The following is a 20,813-nucleotide window of genomic DNA, read 5'->3' as shown; positions in this document are numbered from 1 at the left end:
CGATGCCGCTTGGGCCTGACCTGCGTCTTTCTCGATCACAGGCCGCGCCGGGGCTTCCTTGGCCGGGGCGGCGTCCGAAAGCTTCGCCTCTGCCGCTTCGGCCTCGGCCATAGCCTCCGCCGCTTCGCGTTGCTTGCGTTCGGCGGCGGCCCGCGCGGTGCTGGCTTGGATCTTCTTCACATCCTCGGCCTTTTGCGCCGCAAGTTTGCCGGTCTCGCTCTCAGGGTCGAAATTGGTCAGTGACCGGGTCGCATCCTTGACCTCATCCATGGCGCTGCCCAGCGGGTTGCTGGCCGTTTTGAGCGATTTGTTCAGCGACGATGACATCTCGCGCATGCCGCTTTCATCGGCGGCATCATTCATCGCTTGGCTGAATTCACGCGCCATGCCTTTGGCCTTGCCCACGACTTGCCCGACGCGCCGAAACAGCACGGGCAAGTCCTTGGGGCCGACCACGATCAGGGCCACCACGCCGATGACTAAAAGTTCCGTCCAACCCAGATCGAACATCGGGTTACACCCGGTCCTTGTCGGCCTTCAGCTCGGTCTTGGGATGGGCGCCCTGATCGGCATGTTCCGGCAGGTCAGCATGGTGCACGTCTTCGACATGTTTGATCTCGTCGCGCTTGTTCTCTTCTTCGCCTTCGCTGATGCCTTTCTTGAAGCTGGTGATGCCCTTGCCGACTTCGCCCATGAGCGAGGAAATCTTGCCCCGGCCAAAAAGCACCAGCACGACAACCGCGATCAGCAGCAGGCCCGGCAGTCCGATATTGTTCAACATGTCTGTTCTCCCATCATGTTTGGCGCAATCTCGTCGCGCCGGTCTGCACCGTGATAGCGGGCGGCGCCGGGACCATGAAGGGGCAATGCGGCGGATGGGCGGTGCTGCGGGCGAAGGACTGCCGATTTTCGGGCGTGCAATTTGGGTTGCGACATGTTTTTGTCAGGAGCGTCAGGAGGCATCATGGTATCAGCGAGAACCGAAGATCGGCTTGTCCGGCTGATTGACAGGCTGCGGGATGGGCGGCTGCACCGGGCCGAGGATCTGGCCCGGCAGTTCGGCGTTTCCCCCCGCACGATCTACCGCGATATGGGCAAGCTCAGCGCGGCGGGCCTGTCCATCGCTGGGACGCGGGGCGAAGGCTATCGGATCATCCCTGCGATCACCCTGCCCCCGCTGACCCTGACGGCGGCGGAGTTGGAGGCGCTGAACCTCGGCCTCGCTGTCGCGGCGGAGGTAGGCGACCCCGCCCTGCAAGCCGCGGCAGAGACATTGGCCGCCAAGTTCGACGCGGTGCTGCCGACCGAGACCATTGCCGAGGGTGCCGCATGGGCGCAGGCGCTGAGGTCGCAGGGCAAAGCCACGCGGGTTTTCACCCATCTGCCGGTGCTGCGTGCCGCGGTGCAGGCCCGCCAAAAGCTGCGGATTGCGGTGATCGGCGAGGCGCCGCAGGTGGTGCGCCCGCTTGAGGTGCGTAATTGGGGCCGGTTCTGGCTGCTGACGGCCTGGAGCGAGGGCGCAGCGGATTTCGTGACCCTGCCGCTTGATCAGATCGAGAGCGCTGAGCCGCTACCGGAGTTGTTCGTGGACGAGCCGAGCAGAACGCTCGCGGACCATCGCCCCTAACCCCAGATCAACGCCGCCTCAGCCCTTCAATTGCCAGCCGGTTTGCGGGGGCAAAAACGCCTCGACACTGGCCTGCGCGATCACGATGGTATCCTGTCCCGTTTCCACGTTCAGCCCGCCCTTTACCGCGCACACCTCGGCGCGACCACGGGGTAGTTTGGCCACCAGCGCGTCGACATCCACCTTCTCAGGCTCCTGCACCGCCACGGTAACCTGCACGCGCATCTGATCAGGCGTCACCTCCAGCGCGCCGAACAGCGGTAGGGAGGAATGGCGCAGGGCATCCTCGATCGCGCGGGCGGCAGCCTTGGTATAGTCCATCCCGTGCAGATCGTTGCCCATGCCCATTTCGATGATGATCCGCTGCTCAGTCATCGGCACGCTCCATCTCGAAGCCGACGGAAAGCGCCACATTGGCCATAACAGTTGGGTTCCCTTCCCCTTCGGGGCGCGGCACGTTGAGGCCGCCGTGATGCAGCTTCACCGTCACCTCGCCATAGGGAAAGACCGCGCGCAGCGCTTCGGCATCCACCAGATCCGGGCGCTGCACGCCCACGTCGAGGGTGATGCGCATGGCCGACTTATCAAAACCGAAAAGCTCGGCCAGATTGATCGAATTGTGCCACAGCGCATCCTGCACCGCACGTTTCGCGGCCTGCGTATAGTCACCGCGGCGCAGGGAAGAGCCCATGCCGAATTCCACCAACAGCGGCTTCATGAGGTCACCGGAAAGACAAAGCAACGGTCGCGGCGCACGGTCAGCCACATGACGGCGCCGGGTTGCGGCAGAAAGACATTGGGCACCGTGGCCTTGAGCCGCGATCCGTCCTCTTCCAACACAAACTCAACGAGGCTTTCGTTGCCCATGAAGCGCGCGCGTTCCACCACCGCCCGGGCCGGGGTGCCATCGGTCGCCGTGGGGCGCGGCCCCTTGCCCGCCCGGTCAAAGTCGATGCGCAGGTGTTGCGGGCGAAAGACTATATTCACCGGCGTGCCATCGGCCACACCGGGGGCGAGGAATTGGCCGAAAACCGTATCGGCCAACGCCCCGGTCACCGTGGCCTCAAGCACATTGGCATCGCTGAAAAAGGCGACGGAGGCGCGGTCGACGGGCCGCGTATAGACGTTGTAGGGCGCGCCTTGCTGCACGATCTTACCGTCGCGCATCAGCGCAATCTCATCAGCCATGCGCATCGCCTCGTCCGGCTCATGGGTGACCAGCAAAACGGCGGTGTCCTCTTCCTTGAGAATGCTCAGCGTCTCGTCGCGGATGCCATCGCGCAGGCGGTTGTCGAGGCCGGAAAACGGCTCATCCATCAGCATGATACGCGGCTGCGGGGCCAGCGCGCGGGCCAGCGCCACGCGCTGCTGCTCCCCGCCCGAAAGCTGATGCGGATAGCCGTCGATGTAGCGCAGCAGGTCCACCCGTTCGAGCAGTTCTTCGATCCGCGCGCGTTTCTCCTCACGCGTCCCTTTTTTAAGGCCAAAGCCCACGTTATCGGCCACGCTCAGATGCGGGAACAGGGCAAAATCCTGAAACATGAGGCCGATCTCGCGTCGCTCGGGCGGGACACGGAACATGGTGTCGCAGATCAGTTTGCCGTCGACATGGATCGTGCCGCTGTCTTGCATCTCCACCCCCGCGATCATGCGCAACGTGGTGGATTTGCCGCAGCCCGAGGGGCCAAGCAGGCAGGTCACCTGCCCCGGCAAAATCTGCAAGGATACGTCATCGACCACCTGCCGCCCGCCATAGGCGCGGCGCAGGTTACGGATTTCCAGACGGGGGGTGGGGTCACTCATGAAGGCTGCGGTATCCGATCAAATCGCTCGGAAACCCAGCTATCAGCCCCGCCGCGCCCCCGCAAGCACCGCCGCGAAACCGGCCAGCAGCACGAAGATGCAGATCACCAACAATTGCTCGTATTTATGCCCCTCGGGCAGAAGTGCCGCGACCCATCCCCAGCCCCGCGCGAAATAGGCCGCAGCCCCCAGCATCGCGGCGGCAAAGGCGGCAAGGTAGCTCCAGACCGGGATCGCGCGCCCCGCCACCAGCCCCACCAGCAGCACGGGGGTGAGGAACATCGAGGCGGTGCCGCTCACCGCCACGGCATCAAAGAGCGTGGCGCTGCCCCAAAGCGTCAGCAGCGCACCAAGCGCCATGAACCCCGCCATCACCAGCCGCCCGCCTCTCAGGCTGCGCGGCGCGATGCGCCATTCCTCAACCATCAGCCGCGCCGCCGAAGCCAGCGCCGAGTCGAGCGTCGAGAGGGCCGAGACCAACAGCGACAGCATCAGCGCCACGAAGATCCAGCCCGGAAACATCAGCCCCCATGTGCCGATCAGCTCACCCTCATAGGCCGCGCCGGTCAGGCTGGCTTGGATGCCGAAAAAGCCAAAGCCGATGATACAAAGCGTCGAAATCCAGAAGGCATGGAGGAAGGACACCCGGGTGGTCGCCTCATCCGCGAGAAAGCCGCGGTCCATCATCACCGGGTCATGTGCCGGGTAGGAAAAGACCTGCAACAGCGCCACGACCAAGAGCACCCAGCCGTTGTAGGGGCCAGAGACTCCCGGCGCGCTTAGCACCGCGCCAAGCTCGAACCCCGGGCTGAGCAGCAGCGCCCCGAGCGCAAGGCCGAAGACGATGAGAAAGACCAGCATTTGCACCACATCCGTGCGCAGCGCGGCGGAGAGCCCGCCCCATGCCGAATAGCCAAAGCCGAGGGCGGCGACGATCAGCACCGCCAGCGTGCCCGACCCGGGCCAGACGGCCTCGAAAATCAGCGCGACGACCAAGAGATTGGCAAAAACCTCAGACAGCAGCCGCAGCCCGATCACCAGGTTATAGGCCGCCGTGCCCGCGCCCCCGAAATGCCCCGCAAGCCAGTCCTGCACGGAGCGCGCGCCGCCGCGCCGCAGGTGGCCGACGATGAAACCGCCCGTCAGGAAAGACCCGTAATAGGCCGCATAGGCCAGCGTGCCCGCGATGCCGTAAAAATAACCCAAGATCGCCGCGTTCATCAGGCTGCGGGCGAAAATCCATGTGGTGACTTGGCTCAGCACCAGCACCCAAAGCCCCGGCGCGCGGCCCGCCGCACTGGCGCCGCCAAAGAAGCCTTCGACCGTCGCGCGGCGCGGTGCCACCAACAGGCTGGCAAGGATCACGGCAGCGAAAAGAAGGACAAGAACAGTGGTTTGCATGGGCGGCGGACCTTTTGCGAGAAGCTGATCCACAAGGGTTAGCCGCCGTCTGCAATCCGGGCCAGCACTGAAACCGCTGCTGTCAGAAAAGTGATCCGCCGCGACATGCCATGGCCGGGACACACGCCCCGGCCATGAAGGGTTTACATGGTCAGATTGGTGCCGCCGCCATCGAGCAACAGGTTCTGCCCCACGATGAAGCCCGCGTGCTGCGAACAAAGGAAGGCACAAGTCGCGCCGAATTCCTCACGGGTGCCATAGCGCCCTGCGGGGATGCCCGCCTGCCGCTCGGCGCGGGCTTCGTCCAGCGTGATGCCCTTTTGCTTGACCACATTGGCGTCGAGCGAATCCGCCCGGTCGGTCGCATGGATGCCCGGCAGAAGGTTGTTAATCGTGACCCCCTTGCCCGCCACCTGCCGCGCGGTGCCCGCGACATAGCCGGTAAGCCCGGTGCGGGCGGAGTTGCTGAGCCCCAAGACGGGGATCGGCGCGCGCACCGACTGGCTGGTGATGTTGACGACCCGGCCCCAGCCGCGCTCCATCATGGCCGGCACCAGCGCTTTGATCAGCGCGATGGGGGCCAGCATATTGGCGTCGAGCGCTTTGATGAAATCCTCGCGGTCCCAATCCTGCCACATGCCGGGAGGGGGACCACCCGCGTTGTTGACCAGAATGTCACAGCCCTCTGCCGCCTTGATGACCAGCGCCTGCCCCTCTTCCGTGGCCACATCTGCCGCGACGGTGGTGACCTCGACGCCATGTTCCTGACGGATGCGCTCCGCCGAGGCCTCAAGCGCCTCTGCGCCGCGGGCGTTCATCACAAGGTTCACCCCTGCCGCCGCCAGCGCCTCGGCGCAGCCAAGGCCGAGCCCCTTGGACGAGGCACAGACCAGCGCCTTCTTCCCTTTGATTCCCAAATCCATTTTGATTCCTCCTATGCATTTGCATATGCCTACCACGCCGCGCCGCCAATGCCAGCAAATCACCCGAGCCTTGACCCATCCGGGCCATAATTCTAGCTTAGCTCACTGGCGAAAGCCCCAGAACCAAAGGCCCGTCATGTCCCCCAGCCGCACCGCCCCCGCACAGAACCTCGTCGTCTACCGCGCCGGGCAATTCCGCGCGAGCGATGGGGCCAATATGGGCGATGCGCTATCCTTTGCCGCCGAATTGGTCCTTGATGATGTCTATGAGTTGGACCGCGCGGCAGAGCCGCAGCGCCTGTCCCTGTTGACCCTGCCCGGCGATCAATTCCGCCTTGCCGAGGATACCGGCGTGGGCCGCCCCGGCGGCGATCTGCATCTCGACAGCTTGCTGACGCTGATGTCGCCCGACGGGCAGACCCAAGAGGCGCTGCTGCTGGTGGAGGTCGATCAACACGGTCACGCGGCAGAGGTTTACCTTCTCCCGCTAGGCCCGCTGACACCGCAGACAGGCTACCGGATCGTGGGGATCGACACTCAGACCGCGCGGCAAAAGTTCGGCCAGCTCGCCTGCGTCTCTTTCACGCGCGGCACCCATATCTCGCTCAGCACGGGTGAATTGCGGCCTATCGAAGACCTGCGCGTGGGGGACCGTATCCTGACCCGCGATGATGGCGTGCAAACCCTGCGCTGGATCGGGCAAAGCACCCTGCGCGCGGTGGGCGAATTCGCCCCGATCCGCATCCGGGCAGGCACGCTCAACAACGAACACGACCTGATCGTCAGCCCAGATCACCGGCTGTTCATCTATCAACGCAGCGATGAAATGGGCGCGGGCCGGTCCGAATTGCTGGTCAAGGCGCGGCATCTGGTCAACGGCGACAGTGTGACGGTGCAGGACGGCGGATTCGTCGACTACTTCCAACTGCTCTTTGACGGGCATCAGATCATCTATGCCGAAGGGATCGCCGCCGAATCCATGTTGGTCGACAGCCGCACCCGGTCGGTCCTGCCGCCCGAAATGGCCGAAGCCTTGGGCGAGGTGATCCCCGGCCATTCCGATCTGCCCCATGCCGGGCTCGATCTGGCAGAGGCACTGCTTGACCGCCCCGACGCGGCGGCGCTGCTGCGCAAAGCCTCAACCCGTTAAGGTGCTTCGACGGCGTAGTGGAACTCCTCCCGGACGATCTTGCCGTCTTTGACGTGGTAAACGCCGATCTCTTCCATCTGGAACCGCTCACCGCTTTGCTTGTCGGTGGCATCGACCTTGAACATCGCGCTGAACTGACTGTCGCCAAAGTAGAACGGGCCGATCACTTCGGTACTATGTTCCTCCATCGCGTTTTCCCACCAGTCGTGCTTGCCATGGATTGCCTTGACCCCATGGGTCTCTCGCCCCTGCCCGCCCATATCGGCCGCCTCGACCGAGACGGCATCGTCGGCATAGAGCCGATCAAGGTTCGCACGCACCGCAGCATTTCCCGCCCGGCAGCCCGCGACCAATTCGCAGGCAATCTCTTTCAGTTCCATCGCATCCCCCCATGTACCCCTTATGTTCTCATCCTACGCCACCCAGCGATTCGCAGCAATGGCCAGATTGCGCCCGGTCGCGGCGCGGCCTATATGGGTCGGATGTTGGACACGCCGCAAAACCGCCCCGCCCTGCCGCCCGAGATCGCGCGCCGTCGCACCTTTGCGATCATCAGCCACCCTGACGCGGGCAAAACCACGCTGACTGAAAAGTTCCTGCTGTTCGGCGGGGCCATTCAGATGGCCGGACAGGTACGCGCCAAGGGCGAGGCGCGACGCACCCGCTCGGACTTCATGGCGATGGAAAAGGACCGGGGCATTTCCGTCTCGGCCTCGGCCATGTCCTTTGATTTTCATAGCGGTAACACCAACTACCGGTTCAACCTCGTTGACACGCCCGGCCACTCGGACTTTTCGGAAGACACCTACCGCACCCTGACGGCAGTGGACGCCGCCGTGATGGTGATCGACGGCGCGAAAGGCGTGGAAAGCCAGACGCAAAAGCTCTTCGAAGTCTGCCGGATGCGCGACCTGCCGATCCTGACCTTCTGTAACAAGATGGACCGGGAAAGCCGCGATACCTTTGAAATCATTGACGAGATTCAGGAAAACCTCGCCATCGACGTGACGCCCGCAAGCTGGCCCATCGGCGTGGGCCGCGATTTCGTGGGCTGCTATGACATGCTGCGCGACCGGCTGGAACTGATGGACCGCGCCGACCGGAACCGCGTCGCCGACAGCATCAAGATCGAAGGGCTGGACGACCCAAAGCTGGCCGAACACGTCCCCGCCGCGCTGCTGGAGAAACTGCGCGAAGACCTTGAAATGGCGCGCGAATTGCTGCCACCGCTGGACCTCAAGGCGATGCACGAAGGCACGTTGACCCCGATCTGGTTCGGCTCGGCCATCAACTCCTTCGGGGTGCGTGAATTGATGGAAGGCATCGCCAAATACGGGCCAGAGCCGCAAATCCAAGCTGCCACCCCGCGCCAGATCCTGCCCGAAGAGAAAAAGGTCGCAGGCTTTGTCTTCAAGGTGCAGGCCAATATGGACCCCAAGCACCGCGACCGCGTGGCCTTTGTCCGCCTCGCCTCCGGGCATTTCGAGCGCGGCATGAAAATGACCCATGTGCGCACGAAAAAGCCGATGACGGTGTCCAACCCGGTCATGTTCCTCGCCTCCGACCGCGAGTTGGCAGAGGAGGCTTGGGCCGGTGACATCATCGGCATCCCCAACCACGGGCAGCTGCGCATCGGTGACACGCTGACCCAAGGCGAAGCGCTCCGCGTGAGCGGCATCCCCTCCTTCGCGCCCGAACTGCTGCAATCGGTCCGCGCGGGCGATCCGCTGAAGGCGAAACACCTTGAAAAAGCGCTGATGCAATTCGCCGAAGAAGGTGCTGCAAAAGTCTTCAAACCCTCGATCGGTTCGGGGTTTGTCGTGGGCGTTGTCGGCCAGTTGCAATTCGAAGTGCTCGCCAGCCGGATCGAGTTGGAATATGGCCTGCCGGTTCGGTTTGAGCCGTCTCAGTTCACCTCGGCCCGCTGGGTGAACGGCACGAAGCAAGCCGTTGATAAGTTTATCGATAGCAACAAACAGCACATCGCGCATGACCATGATGGCGACATCGTTTACCTGACCCGCCTGCAATGGGACATCGACCGGGTCGAGCGCGATTACCCGGATGTGAAGCTGACCGCGACCAAGGAAATGATGGTGTAAAACGGCCCGCCCCCGGGGGCAGAAAACCTTGATTTCGGGGCCGATCATGGCATTCTAACCCCAACTGGGGAGACGCGATGACGACGACGACGAAATGGGGGCTGGTGGCCACGATCCTGGCCCCCGCAGAGGAGATACGACGCTTTGCCGCCTACCATTTGGAGGCGGGCGCGCATCGCCTCTACCTATACCTCGATGCCGAAAACCCAGAGGCTTTCGAAAGCCTGAAGGCCCATCCGAAAATCCGTGTCACCACCTGCGATGAGGCCTATTGGCAAAGGCTCTGCGGCAAACGTCCGCAAAAGCACCAAGTCCGTCAAAGCCAGAACGCCACCCGCGCCTATAACCGGGCGGATGATGTGGATTGGTTGATCCATATGGATGTGGACGAATTCCTCGTCTCTGACCGCCCGGTGCACGAGGTGCTTGCCACCCTGCCCCCGGCACAAAAAATCACCCGCATCCGCCCGATGGAGGCTTTGGCTGGGGATGGCACGGCCTTCAAAGCCTTCATTCCCAACGGCCCCGAGCGCGCCCAGATCGTCTCGGCGCTTTACCCGACCTATGGTAACTACGTCAAAGGTGGCTTTCTGAGCCATTTGGCCGGGAAAGTTTTCGTTCGCACCGGGATGGCAGAGGTACGGCTCCAGATCCACAATGCTTTTCAGGACGATACGATGATCGACGGGCCAGAGCAGCAGCCCGGCATTGATCTGGCGCATCTTCACGCGAAAAGCTGGCCGGAGTGGCTCGCCGCCTATCGCTACCGGCTGGAAAAAGGCTCCTACCGCGCCGATCTGGCCCCGAACCGCCCCCGCGATCGCGGCGGATTGTCGATGCATGAACTCTTCTCCATGATCGAATCCGAAGGGGGTGAGCCGGGATTGCGGGCCTTTTTCGATGAGGTCTGCGCCGATACGCCTGAGCTGCGTAAAACCTTAGATGCCCACGGTCTGCTGCGTCTCGCTGATCTCGACCTTGATGCAAAGGTGTCGCGCCATTTCCCAAGTTAAGCGCTTGAGAGGGCAAGTGTTTGACGGCTGGGCCGCAACTTGCTATGCGCTTTCGCAACATGCCGCGGCAAATGCCGCCCCTTGGGCCATTCGGGCCGGCTTGTATTGCTGCCGCGGGCCAAGTCAGTGTCCGCTCAACTCGGACGCACATGACAAAATTTACCGATCTGAACCTGAATGCCAAGGTCCTCAAAGCTATTGATGAGGCTGGCTACGAATCGCCCACACCTATTCAGGCGGGCGCCATTCCCCCCGCTCTCGAAGGTCGTGACGTTTTGGGCATCGCCCAGACCGGCACCGGCAAGACAGCCAGCTTCACGCTGCCGATGCTGTCACTTCTCGCCCGTGGCAGGGCGCGCGCGCGGATGCCGCGGAGCCTCGTGCTCTGCCCCACGCGGGAGTTGGCCGCACAGGTGGCCGAGAACTTCGACACCTATTCCAAGCACCTGAAGCTCACCAAAGCGCTGCTCATTGGAGGCGTTTCCTTCAAAGAGCAGGACAAGCTGATCGACAAGGGCGTCGACGTGCTGATCGCCACCCCGGGCCGCCTGCTTGACCATTTTGAACGCGGCAAACTGATCCTGTCGGACGTCAAGGTCATGGTCGTGGACGAAGCCGACCGGATGCTCGACATGGGCTTCATCCCTGACATTGAGCGGATCTTCGGCCTCACACCCTTCACCCGGCAAACGCTGTTCTTCTCGGCCACCATGGCGCCCGAGATCGAGCGGATCACCAACACCTTCCTCAGCAACCCTGAGCGGATCGAAGTGGCGCGTCAGGCGACCACGAGCGAGAATATCGAACAGGGCGTTGTCATGTTCAAAGGCTCGCGCAAGGACCGCGAGGCGAGCGAGAAGCGCAAGCTGCTGCGCCTGCTGATCGATGCCGAAGGCGAGAAATGCACCAATGCGATCATCTTCTGCAACCGCAAGATGGACGTGGATATCGTCGCGAAATCGCTGAAGAAATACGGCTATGACGCAGCCCCGATCCACGGCGATCTGGACCAGAGCCAGCGGACCCGCACGCTCGAAGGGTTCCGGGGCGGCGAGTTGCGCTTCCTCGTGGCTTCCGACGTCGCCGCGCGTGGCCTTGATGTGCCAAGCGTGAGCCATGTCTTCAACTTCGACGTGCCGAGCCATGCCGAAGACTACGTTCACCGCATTGGCCGCACCGGCCGCGCGGGCCGCGATGGCAAGGCGATCATGATCTGCCAGCCGCGCGACGAGAAGAACTTCGAGGATGTCGAGCGTCTGGTGCAAAAGGAAATCCCGCGCATCGAAAACCCGCTCGGCAAAGCCAAACCCGCCGAGGAGACCTCCGACGCACCGGCCAAGTCCGATGACAAGCCCAAGCGGACCCGCTCGCGCAGCCGCAAGGCCGACAAACCTGTCGAGGCACCCGCCGAGGACAAGCAACCGCAGGCCCAGAAGGCTGAGGCCAAGGTCGACGCTAGAACCGACGACAAAGCGCAGCCCGAAAAGGCAGAGGCCGCGCAGGACGAGCGCAAGTCGGGCCGCGGCAACAAGGACGAGAAGAAGTCGCGCGGCGGACGTGGCCGGGGCGACAAACGGGGCGGCAACGACAACCGTGTCGTCGGTCTGGGCGATCACACGCCAGACTTCATCGGTTTAAGCTTCCGCGAACGCATCTAAACCGCACCACAGCGGGCATGAATTCGCCGCCGATCCCCGCCGGGATTGGCGGCTTTTTCGTCTGTGCTATGTGAGGGGAAACCACTCACATAGGACCATCATGCTGCGCCCCGCCCTCTTCGCCCTTGCCTTTGCCCTGACCGCACTTACAGCCGCCCCCGCCAGCGCCGAACGCTGCCGGGCCGAGGTCAATGGCGCCGAAGTTGTGGTGGAAGCCGAGAATTTTGCCAATTTCGCCGAAGAGGTCGGCACCCGCGAGCGTCTGATGAATTGGCCGGCGCGGAAGTGGAGCAGGCTCTGGGGCACGCCGCCCGCCTGCGACAGCGGGGTGCTGTTCGACTACCTCGCCACCACCGTGCCGCTGGATCAGATCGACGGCTATTGCCTGACCGCCACGCCCGAAGACGGGCATTTCCTGATCCCCGGCACGCGGAACTACCGCGGCTATTGCAAGAAGACTTTCTGCGAGCGGGTGAACACCACCAAGGAAGAGACCGTCGAGATCAGCAAGAACATCGCGCGCTCCGCCGTGGACAGGCTCAGCCAGCCGGACAACCTCCGCGCCGTGGCGCATAAATCAGGGGCGTTCATTTTGACGGGAGGGGCCTCTGCCCTCAGCGCCAATTTGGCGACGACAGGCAGCACGCTGGCCACCGCACTCTCGACCCCCGCCGCCCTTGCGGCCACGGGGGTAAGCGTGGTCGCGGTGGGCGGCGCGGTCTATATGTGCAGCGGTGAGGCAGAGGTCAGCTCAGACGGCTGACCACCACGGTGACTTCGGGCTTCTTGCCGATTTCGTCATAGGACGACTGGCGCGCGACCTTTTTCAGACCGTCATTCAGCTTGTCGTCATCCCGCAGGGTGGCGGCTTTCTGACGGTTCAGCCATTGGCTGAGGTCTTGTTCCAGCACATCGACGAGCGGCGCGTTGGAGCGGCCTGCTTCCGGCAGGCCCATCAGATCGACCCAAGGCTCGCCCAAGGGCTCGTCATCTGTATCGAGGATCAGCGTCACCGTGGCATGGCCGTTCAGCGCCATGCGGATACGGTCGCGGATCACACCATCCAGCGCGCCGACCTGAACCGAACCGTCCAGATACATGCGGCCCGTGTCGACATGTTCGACGACCTTGGGCTGATTGCCCGACAGGTCCACCATCATCCCGTTCACCGCCAAAACGCCGGTGATGCCCTTGGCATCGGCGATCTTGACGTGTTCGCGCAGGTGGCGGTGCTCCCCATGCATGGGGATCAGAACCTGAGGTTTCACAATGGCATGCAGCGTTTCCAGATCGGGACGGTTGGCATGCCCCGAAACGTGGTAGAGGCCCGAGGAATCATCGACCACATCGACGCCCTTTTCCGAGAACTGGTTGATGATGCCGATCACGCCACGCTCATTGCCCGGAATGGTTTTCGACGAAAAGAGGAAGAGATCGCCGTCTTTCAACTCAATCCCCTGATACTTGCCCCGCGCCAGTTGCGCCGAGGCCGCGCGGCGCTCCCCCTGGCTGCCGGTGACCAGCAACATTAGGTTCTCACGCGGGATGGCGCGGGCGTTCTCGGGCGAGATGACGGGCGGGAAGTCTTTCATCACACCGGTCTGGATCGAGGCTTCGACCATGCGGTTCATCGCACGACCCAAAAGCACGATGGACCGCCCTGCCCGCGCACCGGCTTCGGCCAGCGTTTTGACCCGCGCCACGTTGGACGCGAAGGTGGTGGCAACGACCATACCCTCGGCGCTGCTCACGAGCTTTTCGATCTCCGGGCCGACGGTGGCTTCGGAGCGACCGGGATGGGCGGAGAAGACATTGGTGCTGTCGCAGATCAGCGCCTTCACGCCATCCTTGCAGACCTCGGCCCAAAGCGCGTCGTCAAAGGCTTCGCCGACGCCCGGCGTGCGGTCGATCTTGAAGTCGCCGGAGTGGATCGTGCGCCCCTCGGGCGTGTCGATGACCATGGCGGAGGATTCGGGGATCGAATGCGAGATCGGCAGGAAGCCCACTTTGAACGGGCCTGCGGTGATCTGCTCGGGCCATGCGCTGACCGTTGTGACCGCATCCTCGGGGTGGCCGTGTTCGGACATCTTCCGGCGGGCGATATTGGCGGTAAAGGCGCGCGCATAGATCGGCGCCTTCAGCACCTCATAGGAATGCGCGATGGCACCGATGTGGTCTTCGTGGGCATGGGTGATAAAGATCGCCTCGATCTGGTCACGGCGCTCCTTCAGCCAAGTGATGTCGGGCAGGATCAGGTCCACGCCCGGCGTGCTGTCCATGTCCGGGAAGGCGACACCGATGTCGACGACGATCAGCCGCTCTTTCCCGGGCTTGCCGTAGCCATAGACATAGGCGTTCATGCCAATTTCACCCGCCCCACCGAGGGGCAGATAGATAAATCGTTCGCTGCTCATATTATTCAGCTTTGTCCTTATTATAATCGTGGATCACGGTCAGCCCGTGCATCGTGAGTTCATCTTGATAATCATCGAACAGGTCGACTGCCTGCTGAAACAGCGGTGCCAGACCCCCCGTGGCGATAACGCGCATGGGTCTTGCACGTTCCGCCCTTATCCGCTCACATATCTCACGAACCAGCCCGACATAACCCCAAAAGACACCGGACTGCATGCAGGCCACCGTATTGGTGCCAATGACGGAGGGCGGTTTCGAGATATCGACATGCGGCAGGGCGGCGGCTGCGTTGTGCAGCGCCTCTAGGCTGAGGTTCACCCCCGGCGCGATCACCCCCCCGATATATGCCCCGTCATCGGCCACCACGTCAAAGGTCGTGGCCGTGCCGAAATCCACCACAATCAGGTCGCCGCCATAGAGGTCATAGCCCGCCACGGTGTTCACCAACCGGTCCGGGCCGACCTGCGTGCCCTCGTCCACACGCACGTCGATGGGCAGTGCACAGCCCGGTTTCCCGACAACGAAGGGCCGCGTGTTAAAGTAGCGATCCGCCAGAACACGCAGGTTGAACACCACCCGCGGCACCGTCGAGCTGATGATCATATCGGTGATGTCGGCGTCGATATTCTGAAGCCGCATCAATGTGTTGAGCCAAACGTAATATTGGTCGGCGGTGCGTTTCCATTCGGTTGACGTGCGCCATGTGGCGATGAACGCGTCCCCATCCCAGATAGAGAAAACGGTGTTGGTATTGCCGCAGTCGATTGCCAGAAGCATGGTGCCTCCCCTCCCCCGATTTTAGAAAAACACGTCCGCCGCGGTGATGGGCACCGGGCCGTCGCGGGTGCGCAGGATCAGATTGCCTGCGCTGTCTACATCTTCGAAAACGCCGGTCATCTCGTCGCGCATGGTGCGCGCGGTGATGACCTCTCCGAGCCGCGCGGCATGGGCGAGCCATGCGCTGCGGATCGTGCTGAACCCATAGGTCGTGAACTGCTCTTCCAGACCGGCGTATTCCCGCGCAAGCACGTCGAGGAACTCTTCTGCGCTCACGTTCGCCCCCGCTTCGCGCAGGGTCACCGCAGGTAAGGCGCGCGCTTCAAGGCTGTCCGCCGCCGGTCCATGGGCAAGGTTCACGCCGATGCCGATGGCCAAATGCTCACCTACGCTTTCAAGCAGGATGCCAGCGACCTTGCCCCCGCGCAGCAGAACGTCATTCGGCCACTTGAGCGCAAAAGCGTCCTCCCGCCCCGTCACAGCCACGAATGCACGGTAAAGCGCGAGCGAGGCCACGAAAGAGCGCAGCGCGGCAACGCCCGGCGGCTCTTTGCGCGGCATCATCAGGGTGGCCGCGAAATTGCCGCGGGGGGTTGCCCAGCTCCTCCCCCGACGCCCGCGCGCCGCCGTCTGCTCCAGCGCCAAGATCCAAGTCGGCGCGGTCAGCTCTTGCTGTAACCGCGCCGCCTCTGAGAGGGTGGAATCGAGCGTGTCATAGACGCGCCGGCCATAGCCTTCCGGCCAAGGGGTCATGCGCGTCTCTGGCCGATCTCGTGCCGCACCGCTCAGTTCACCAGCGATGCCGCCGCCGATGCGGCCAAGCCTTCGACGCCGAACATATTGGCAATGCCGACGATCATGATGACGGCAGAGGCCATCAGCACCACGGTCAGCACGCCGCCGTTTTGGTGGTCGAGCGTGTCCGAACGCTCTTCGCCGAAGTACATGTAAAAGACGATGCGCAGGTAGTAATAGGCACCGATCACACTGGCGATCACGCCCGCGATGGCCAGCCATGTCATATTGGCGTCATAGGCCGCGCGCAGCACATAGAACTTGCCGAAGAAGCCCAGCATCGGCGGCACGCCCGCAAGGCTGAACAGCAGCACCAGCATCGCCAGCGCCCGGCCCGGGTTGGTCTTGGCATACATGTTGAGCAGGGTGATATCGGTCACCGGCGCGCCGTCTTTCTGCATCAACAGAATAAAGGCGAAGGTGCCGAGGTTCATGGTCACATAGATCGCCATATAGACCAGCATCGCCTGCACGCCAAAGGCGGTGCCTGCGGCCAGCCCCATCAGCGCATAGCCAATATGCGCGATGGAGGAGAAGGCCATCAGACGTTTGATGTTGGTCTGACCGATCGCCGCGACCGAGCCAAAGAACATCGACAATACCGACAGCAGCGCGACGATCTGGGTCCAATCGCTGACGATCTGGCCAAAGGCGTCATGCATCACCCGGGCGAAGAGACCCATCGCCGCGACCTTAGGGGCCGTGGCAAAGAAGGCCGCGATCGGCGTGGGCGCGCCCTCATAGACGTCCGGTGTCCACATGTGGAAGGGCACGGCGGAGACTTTGAAGGCAAGGCCCGAGATTAGGAAGACCAGACCAAAGAGCAGGCCAAGCGATGTGCCGCCCGTCTGCGCCGTGGTGATGATGCCCGCGAACAGCGTGGTCCCGGCGTAGCCATAGACCAGCGATGCGCCATAGAGCAGCAGGCCCGAGCTGAGTGCGCCGAGTACGAAATACTTCAAACCCGCTTCCGTGGACTTAACCGAGTCGCGGCGCAGGGAGGCCACGACATAAAGCGCCAGCGATTGCAGCTCGAGGCCCATGTAGAGGGCCATCAGGTCGCCGGCGGAGACCATCATCATCATGCCAACGACAGCCAAGGCGACAAGCATCGGATACTCGAACCGCAGCAAGCCGCGCAGTTTCATATAGTTTTCCGACATGACCAAGACGGCCGCGGCCGAAAGCAGGATCGTCACCTTGGCGAAACGTGCGAAAGTGTCCTCGATGAACATGCCGTGGAAGGCGATATTGGTGGTGCCGTCGCCAGACATGGCCACCCAACCGGCCAGCAGCACCATCACCACCGCGGTCACCCAGACGAGCACCCCGGCGGCCTTGTCTTTCGACGTATAGACCGCGCCGAGAAGGCCAAGCAGGGCAAACCCCGCAAGGACGATCTCAGGCAGAATGATGTTCAGATCAGCGGATATCATGCGCCAAGTCCTTCTTAATGCGAGGCATCGGCGGTCTGCACGGCGGTATCAGCCGCCTCCAGCGCCATGTCGTAATTTTCAATCAGGGCCGCCACGGAGGGCCCGATCATGTCCAGCACCAGCGCCGGGTAGACGCCGAGGATCAGGGTCATCGCCACCAGCGGGGCAATGATCCACTTCTCACGCGGGGTCATGTCGGTGATCGCCTTGAGGCTTTCCTTGATCAGGTCACCCATCACCACGCGGCGGTAGAGCCACAGCGCATAGGCGGCGGAGAAGATCACCCCCGTAGTCGCCACAGCCGCCACCCAAGTGTTCACTTGGAAGGTCGCCATCAGCGTCAGGAATTCACCCACGAAACCCGATGTGCCCGGAAGGCCCACATTGGCCATGGTGAAGAACATGAAGACCAGCGCATAGGCGGGCATCCGGTTCACCAGACCGCCATAAGCGTCGATCTCACGGGTGTGCATCCGGTCATAGATCACGCCGACGCTGAGGAAGAGCGCGCCTGAGATGAAACCATGGCTGATCATCTGGAAGATCGCCCCATCGACACCCTGCTGATTGGCCGCAAAGATACCCATGGTCACGAAACCCATATGCGCGACCGAGGAATAGGCGATCAGCTTTTTCATGTCCTGCTGCACCAGCGCCACCAGCGAGGTATAGACGATGGCAATGGCCGACATCCACAGGATCAGCGGCGTCATCACCTCGGCCCCCACTGGGAACATCGGCAAGGAGAAGCGCAAGAAGCCGTAGCCGCCCATCTTGAGCAGGATCGCTGCCAGCACCACGGAGCCTGCCGTCGGCGCCTGAACGTGGGCGTCGGGCAGCCATGTGTGCACCGGCCACATCGGCATTTTCACCGCGAAGCTGGCGAAGAAGGCGAGGAACATCAGCGTCTGCATGCCGCCGACGATCTGGATGCCCAGAACCTCGAAGCTTTCGGAGCCGAAGTTATGCGTGAGCAGGCTGATCTCGCAGCCGCCGATGCAGGTGGTGCCCGCTTCGGTGAACATCGCCACCATCGCGACCAGCATCAGCACCGAGCCGAGGAAGGTGTAGAGGAAGAACTTAAAGCTCGCGTAGATACGCTCTTTCCCGCCCCAGATGCCGATGATCAGGAACATCGGGATCAGGCCCGCTTCGAAGAAGAGGTAGAAGAGCACCAGATCCAGCGCCATGAAGACGCCCAGCATCAGGGTCTCCAAGAGCAGGAAGGCGATCATGTATTCCTTAACGCGATGCTCGACGTTCCAGCTTGCCGCGATGACCAGCGGCATCATGAAGGTCGTGAGCATCACGAAAAGAATCGAGATGCCGTCGACGCCGAGGCGGTACTTCAGGCCGAGAAGCCAGTCGGCCTCATCCACGAATTGGAAATCGGTGTTCGACGGGTCGAACTCGAACAGCACGAAAAGCGAGATCAGGAAGGTGACCGTCGTGGTGATGAAGGCCAACCATTTCGCATTGCGCCCGGCGGCGGCATCGTCGCCCCGCAAGAAGACCGCGAGGATCAGCGCTGCGAATGCCGGAATGAATGTGATGATTGAAAGCAGATGCGTATCCATCAGTTCGCTCCTCCGCTCATCGTCATCCATGTCACCAGAACGGCGATGCCGATCACCATGGCGAAGGCATAGGTGAAGATATAGCCCGTCTGAGCCTTACCCGCGAGGCGGGTGAAGAAGGGGATGATCCCCATGGCGACGCCATTGAGCGTGCCGTCGATCACAGTGCCATCGCCGCGTTTCCACAGGAACCGGCCGATCGTTTTGGCAGGACGCACGAAAATCACGTCGTAAACCTCATCAAAGTACCATTTGTTTTTCAGGAACAGGTAAAGCGGGCGTTGGTTTGCCGCCAGCCGTCCCGGGACGGTCGGGCTCCAGATATAGAACCACAGGGCCATGACCAGACCGGCCAGCATCGCGATGAAGGGCGAGACCTTGACCCATTTCGGCGCGGCATGGGCATCTTCCAGCACATGGTTGTCGGGTGCGAAGTAAAGCGCCCCCTCGCCCGGCGCACCGCCAAAGGCTTCGTGATGGGTGCCTGCGTCTTGGTGGCCTTCGACCAGCGCATCCGCGCCATGGTCGCCATCAACCGGACCAGTTGCGCCGTGGTCATCCTCGGCCCCTTCGACATGATCGTCGCCGTGGCCTGCCATCTCGGCCATCGGGATGCCATAGAACTTGCCGACCTGATCCGCATGACCAAAGAAGCTGCCGTACCAGATCATCCCGGCAAAGACCGAGCCGAGCGCCAGAACACCAAGCGGGATCAGCATGACCATCGGGCTTTCATGCGCATGCTCATGCGTGTGTTTGTTGCCGCGCGGCTTCCCAAAGAAGGTCAGGAAGATAAGGCGCCAGCTGTAGAAGCTCGTCATCGCCGCGGCGATCACAAGAAGCCAGAAGCCATACATAGACCCACCGCCCCAAGCGCTCTCGATAATCGCGTCCTTCGACAGGAAGCCCGCGAAACCGATATGCGTGAGCGGAATGCCGACGCCGGTGATGGCCAGCGTGCCGATCATCATCGCCCAGAAGGTATAGGGGATTTTCTTCCGCAGACCGCCGTAGTTGGTCATGTCTTGCTCGTGGTGCATCGCGTGAATGACCGAGCCCGCGCCCAAGAACAGCATCGCCTTAAAGAAGGCGTGTGTGAACAGGTGGAACATCGCCGCCGAGTACATGCCCACGCCCGCCGCCACGAACATATAGCCAAGCTGCGACATGGTCGAATAGGCGATCACACGTTTGATGTCGGTTTGCACAAGGCCGATGGTCGCCGCGACAAAGGCGGTGGTGGCACCGATCACGGTGACGAATGCCATCGCTTCGGGTGCGAATTCCATCACCGGCGACATGCGGCAAACAAGGAAGACACCCGCGGTCACCATGGTCGCCGCGTGGATCAGCGCCGACACCGGGGTCGGGCCTTCCATCGCGTCGGGGAGCCAAGTGTGCAGGAACAGTTGCGCCGATTTACCCATCGCCCCAAGGAACAGCAGGAAGGCGATCAGGTTTGCCGCATTCCAATCGTTCCACAGGAAAGTCACCGTCTGCTCGGCCAAGTCGGGTGCCGCGGCAAAGATATCGTCAAAGCGGATCGAGTCCGTCAGCATATAGAGGCCGAAGATACCCAGCAGGAAAGCAAAGTCCCCCACCCGGTTGACGACAAAGGCTTTCATCGCGGCGGCATTGGCGCTTGGCTTGCGGAAGTAGAAACCGATCAGCAGGTAGGAGGCGACACCGACGCCCTCCCAACCAAAGAACATCTGCACGAGGTTGTCGGCTGTCACCAGCATCAACATCGCGAAGGTAAAGAACGACAGATAGGCGAAGAACCTGGCGCGATAGCTCTCGTTATCGCGGAAGTTCTCATCGTGGGCCATGTAGCCGAAGGAGTAGAGGTGCACGAGGCTCGATACCGTGGTGATGACGATCAGCATCAGCGCGGTCAAACGGTCCATGCGGATCGCCCAATCGGTGCTCAGCGTGCCGCTTTCGATAAAGCGCAGGATCTGGATTTGCTCGGTCGGGCCGTCCAGCGTCAGGAACACCACCCAAGACAGGAAGGCGGCAAGGAATAGCAGCCCGGTGGCGATCCACTGGGCGGCCTTCTCACCGGTGATCTTCCAGCCGAAACCGCAGAGGATGGCACCCACCAGCGGGGCGAATAGGATCGTGGTTTCCATTGCC

General features: G+C 62.4%; 19 protein-coding genes and 1 pseudogene. 6 read left to right on the top strand and 14 right to left on the bottom strand.

Features of this window, described 5'->3' with window-relative positions; all coding sequences use genetic code 11:
• Positions 1–63: 63 nt before the first annotated feature.
• Positions 64–510: pseudogene (gene tatB, locus J7392_RS13490) on the bottom strand (Sec-independent protein translocase protein TatB); the annotation flags it as partial.
• 4 nt (positions 511–514) lie between these two features.
• Positions 515–781, bottom strand: coding sequence for a twin-arginine translocase TatA/TatE family subunit (locus J7392_RS13485; RefSeq protein WP_209218038.1), 267 nt, complete (start codon positions 779–781; stop codon positions 515–517).
• Positions 782–964: 183 nt separating this feature from the next.
• Here J7392_RS13485 and J7392_RS13480 point away from each other — a divergent pair, with 183 nt between their 5' ends.
• Positions 965–1,627 carry an HTH domain-containing protein gene (locus J7392_RS13480; RefSeq protein ID WP_209218037.1) on the top strand — a complete coding sequence of 221 codons (663 nt, stop codon included), beginning with the start codon at positions 965–967 and terminating at the stop codon, positions 1,625–1,627.
• Between the two features lie 18 nt (positions 1,628–1,645).
• Here the strand turns inward: J7392_RS13480 and J7392_RS13475 are convergent, their stop codons facing one another.
• The 5 genes from J7392_RS13475 to J7392_RS13455 form a co-directional block, all read right to left on the bottom strand.
• Positions 1,646–2,002, bottom strand: coding sequence for a Lin0512 family protein (locus J7392_RS13475; protein WP_209218036.1), 357 nt, complete (start codon positions 2,000–2,002; stop codon positions 1,646–1,648).
• The gene (locus J7392_RS13470) at positions 1,995–2,345 is read right to left on the bottom strand and encodes a Lin0512 family protein (RefSeq protein WP_209218034.1); all 351 of its coding nucleotides are present in this window, start codon (positions 2,343–2,345) and stop codon (positions 1,995–1,997) included. The genes J7392_RS13475 and J7392_RS13470 overlap by 8 nt, the downstream gene beginning before the upstream one ends.
• A complete protein-coding gene (locus tag J7392_RS13465; RefSeq protein ID WP_067268171.1) occupies positions 2,342–3,430 on the bottom strand; it encodes an ABC transporter ATP-binding protein in 1,089 nt (362 codons plus the stop codon). Before J7392_RS13465 ends, J7392_RS13470 begins: the two co-directional genes overlap by 4 nt.
• Before the next feature lie 42 nt (positions 3,431–3,472).
• Positions 3,473–4,831 carry a sodium:proline symporter gene (locus tag J7392_RS13460; RefSeq protein ID WP_209218032.1) on the bottom strand — a complete coding sequence of 453 codons (1,359 nt, stop codon included), beginning with the start codon at positions 4,829–4,831 and terminating at the stop codon, positions 3,473–3,475.
• A 143-nt stretch (positions 4,832–4,974) separates the two neighbouring features.
• The gene (locus J7392_RS13455; RefSeq protein ID WP_209218030.1) at positions 4,975–5,754 is read right to left on the bottom strand and encodes an SDR family oxidoreductase; all 780 of its coding nucleotides are present in this window, start codon (positions 5,752–5,754) and stop codon (positions 4,975–4,977) included.
• A 136-nt stretch (positions 5,755–5,890) separates the two neighbouring features.
• Here J7392_RS13455 and J7392_RS13450 point away from each other — a divergent pair, with 136 nt between their 5' ends.
• Positions 5,891–6,904: a Hint domain-containing protein gene (locus J7392_RS13450; RefSeq protein ID WP_209218029.1), complete on the top strand. Its 1,014-nt coding sequence runs from the start codon at positions 5,891–5,893 to the stop codon at positions 6,902–6,904.
• On the opposite strand, the gene J7392_RS13445 is transcribed toward J7392_RS13450, so the two are convergent.
• Positions 6,901–7,284 carry a nuclear transport factor 2 family protein gene (locus tag J7392_RS13445; protein ID WP_209218027.1) on the bottom strand — a complete coding sequence of 128 codons (384 nt, stop codon included), beginning with the start codon at positions 7,282–7,284 and terminating at the stop codon, positions 6,901–6,903. The genes J7392_RS13450 and J7392_RS13445 overlap by 4 nt on opposite strands.
• A 102-nt stretch (positions 7,285–7,386) precedes the next feature.
• Here J7392_RS13445 and J7392_RS13440 point away from each other — a divergent pair, with 102 nt between their 5' ends.
• The 4 genes from J7392_RS13440 (at position 7,387) to J7392_RS13425 (ending at position 12,440) form a co-directional block, all read left to right on the top strand.
• Entirely contained in the window at positions 7,387–9,006 is a 1,620-nt protein-coding gene (locus tag J7392_RS13440) for a peptide chain release factor 3 (protein ID WP_209218184.1), read from the top strand.
• Between the two features lie 77 nt (positions 9,007–9,083).
• Positions 9,084–10,019, top strand: coding sequence for a glycosyltransferase family 2 protein (locus J7392_RS13435; protein ID WP_209218026.1), 936 nt, complete (start codon positions 9,084–9,086; stop codon positions 10,017–10,019).
• Between the two features lie 149 nt (positions 10,020–10,168).
• A complete protein-coding gene (locus J7392_RS13430) occupies positions 10,169–11,677 on the top strand; it encodes a DEAD/DEAH box helicase (RefSeq protein WP_209218025.1) in 1,509 nt (502 codons plus the stop codon).
• Positions 11,678–11,777: 100 nt separating this feature from the next.
• Entirely contained in the window at positions 11,778–12,440 is a 663-nt protein-coding gene (locus J7392_RS13425; RefSeq protein ID WP_209218024.1) for a hypothetical protein, read from the top strand.
• On the opposite strand, the gene J7392_RS13420 is transcribed toward J7392_RS13425, so the two are convergent.
• The 6 genes from J7392_RS13420 to nuoL are packed head-to-tail and all read right to left on the bottom strand — an operon-like array spanning position 12,424 to position 20,809.
• On the bottom strand, positions 12,424–14,091 hold the full coding sequence (locus J7392_RS13420; protein WP_209218022.1) for a ribonuclease J: 1,668 nt from the start codon (positions 14,089–14,091) through the stop codon (positions 12,424–12,426). The two genes, J7392_RS13425 and J7392_RS13420, sit on opposite strands and share 17 nt — an antisense overlap.
• A gap of 1 nt (position 14,092) precedes the next feature.
• Positions 14,093–14,869: a type III pantothenate kinase gene (locus tag J7392_RS13415; protein WP_209218020.1), complete on the bottom strand. Its 777-nt coding sequence runs from the start codon at positions 14,867–14,869 to the stop codon at positions 14,093–14,095.
• Positions 14,870–14,890: 21 nt separating this feature from the next.
• Positions 14,891–15,622, bottom strand: a complete 732-nt coding sequence (locus J7392_RS13410) for a biotin--[acetyl-CoA-carboxylase] ligase (RefSeq protein WP_209218018.1) — start codon at positions 15,620–15,622, stop codon at positions 14,891–14,893.
• 32 nt (positions 15,623–15,654) lie between these two features.
• Positions 15,655–17,100, bottom strand: a complete 1,446-nt coding sequence (gene nuoN, locus J7392_RS13405) for an NADH-quinone oxidoreductase subunit NuoN (RefSeq protein ID WP_209218017.1) — start codon at positions 17,098–17,100, stop codon at positions 15,655–15,657.
• Between the two features lie 14 nt (positions 17,101–17,114).
• Positions 17,115–18,677, bottom strand: coding sequence for an NADH-quinone oxidoreductase subunit M (locus J7392_RS13400; protein ID WP_209218015.1), 1,563 nt, complete (start codon positions 18,675–18,677; stop codon positions 17,115–17,117).
• Positions 18,677–20,809 (bottom strand): NADH-quinone oxidoreductase subunit L, encoded by a 2,133-nt coding sequence (gene nuoL, locus J7392_RS13395; protein ID WP_209218014.1) that lies wholly within the window; start codon positions 20,807–20,809, stop codon positions 18,677–18,679. Before nuoL ends, J7392_RS13400 begins: the two co-directional genes overlap by 1 nt.
• Positions 20,810–20,813: the final 4 nt, after the last annotated feature.

It is taken from the genome of Sulfitobacter sp. R18_1 (genome assembly GCF_017743915.1).
Classification (GTDB): Bacteria; Pseudomonadota; Alphaproteobacteria; order Rhodobacterales; family Rhodobacteraceae; genus Sulfitobacter; species Sulfitobacter faviae.
Note: the sequence above shows the minus strand (reverse complement) of the source record. Positions and strands in the feature narration are given on the sequence as shown.

What these genes read in the sequence shown, in the direction of transcription:
- J7392_RS13485 (WP_209218038.1), bottom strand. Translation starts at nt 781, where the DNA reads ATGTTGAACAATATCGGACTGCCGGGCCTGCTGCTGATCGCGGTTGTC.
- J7392_RS13480 (WP_209218037.1), top strand. Translation starts at nt 965, where the DNA reads ATGGTATCAGCGAGAACCGAAGATCGGCTTGTCCGGCTGATTGACAGG.
- J7392_RS13475 (WP_209218036.1), bottom strand. Translation starts at nt 2,002, where the DNA reads ATGACTGAGCAGCGGATCATCATCGAAATGGGCATGGGCAACGATCTG.
- J7392_RS13470 (WP_209218034.1), bottom strand. Translation starts at nt 2,345, where the DNA reads ATGAAGCCGCTGTTGGTGGAATTCGGCATGGGCTCTTCCCTGCGCCGC.
- J7392_RS13465 (WP_067268171.1), bottom strand. Translation starts at nt 3,430, where the DNA reads ATGAGTGACCCCACCCCCCGTCTGGAAATCCGTAACCTGCGCCGCGCC.
- J7392_RS13460 (WP_209218032.1), bottom strand. Translation starts at nt 4,831, where the DNA reads ATGCAAACCACTGTTCTTGTCCTTCTTTTCGCTGCCGTGATCCTTGCC.
- J7392_RS13455 (WP_209218030.1), bottom strand. Translation starts at nt 5,754, where the DNA reads ATGGATTTGGGAATCAAAGGGAAGAAGGCGCTGGTCTGTGCCTCGTCC.
- J7392_RS13450 (WP_209218029.1), top strand. Translation starts at nt 5,891, where the DNA reads ATGTCCCCCAGCCGCACCGCCCCCGCACAGAACCTCGTCGTCTACCGC.
- J7392_RS13445 (WP_209218027.1), bottom strand. Translation starts at nt 7,284, where the DNA reads ATGGAACTGAAAGAGATTGCCTGCGAATTGGTCGCGGGCTGCCGGGCG.
- J7392_RS13440 (WP_209218184.1), top strand. Translation starts at nt 7,387, where the DNA reads ATGTTGGACACGCCGCAAAACCGCCCCGCCCTGCCGCCCGAGATCGCG.
- J7392_RS13435 (WP_209218026.1), top strand. Translation starts at nt 9,084, where the DNA reads ATGACGACGACGACGAAATGGGGGCTGGTGGCCACGATCCTGGCCCCC.
- J7392_RS13430 (WP_209218025.1), top strand. Translation starts at nt 10,169, where the DNA reads ATGACAAAATTTACCGATCTGAACCTGAATGCCAAGGTCCTCAAAGCT.
- J7392_RS13425 (WP_209218024.1), top strand. Translation starts at nt 11,778, where the DNA reads ATGCTGCGCCCCGCCCTCTTCGCCCTTGCCTTTGCCCTGACCGCACTT.
- J7392_RS13420 (WP_209218022.1), bottom strand. Translation starts at nt 14,091, where the DNA reads ATGAGCAGCGAACGATTTATCTATCTGCCCCTCGGTGGGGCGGGTGAA.
- J7392_RS13415 (WP_209218020.1), bottom strand. Translation starts at nt 14,869, where the DNA reads ATGCTTCTGGCAATCGACTGCGGCAATACCAACACCGTTTTCTCTATC.
- J7392_RS13410 (WP_209218018.1), bottom strand. Translation starts at nt 15,622, where the DNA reads ATGACCCCTTGGCCGGAAGGCTATGGCCGGCGCGTCTATGACACGCTC.
- nuoN (WP_209218017.1), bottom strand. Translation starts at nt 17,100, where the DNA reads ATGATATCCGCTGATCTGAACATCATTCTGCCTGAGATCGTCCTTGCG.
- J7392_RS13400 (WP_209218015.1), bottom strand. Translation starts at nt 18,677, where the DNA reads ATGGATACGCATCTGCTTTCAATCATCACATTCATTCCGGCATTCGCA.
- nuoL (WP_209218014.1), bottom strand. Translation starts at nt 20,809, where the DNA reads ATGGAAACCACGATCCTATTCGCCCCGCTGGTGGGTGCCATCCTCTGC.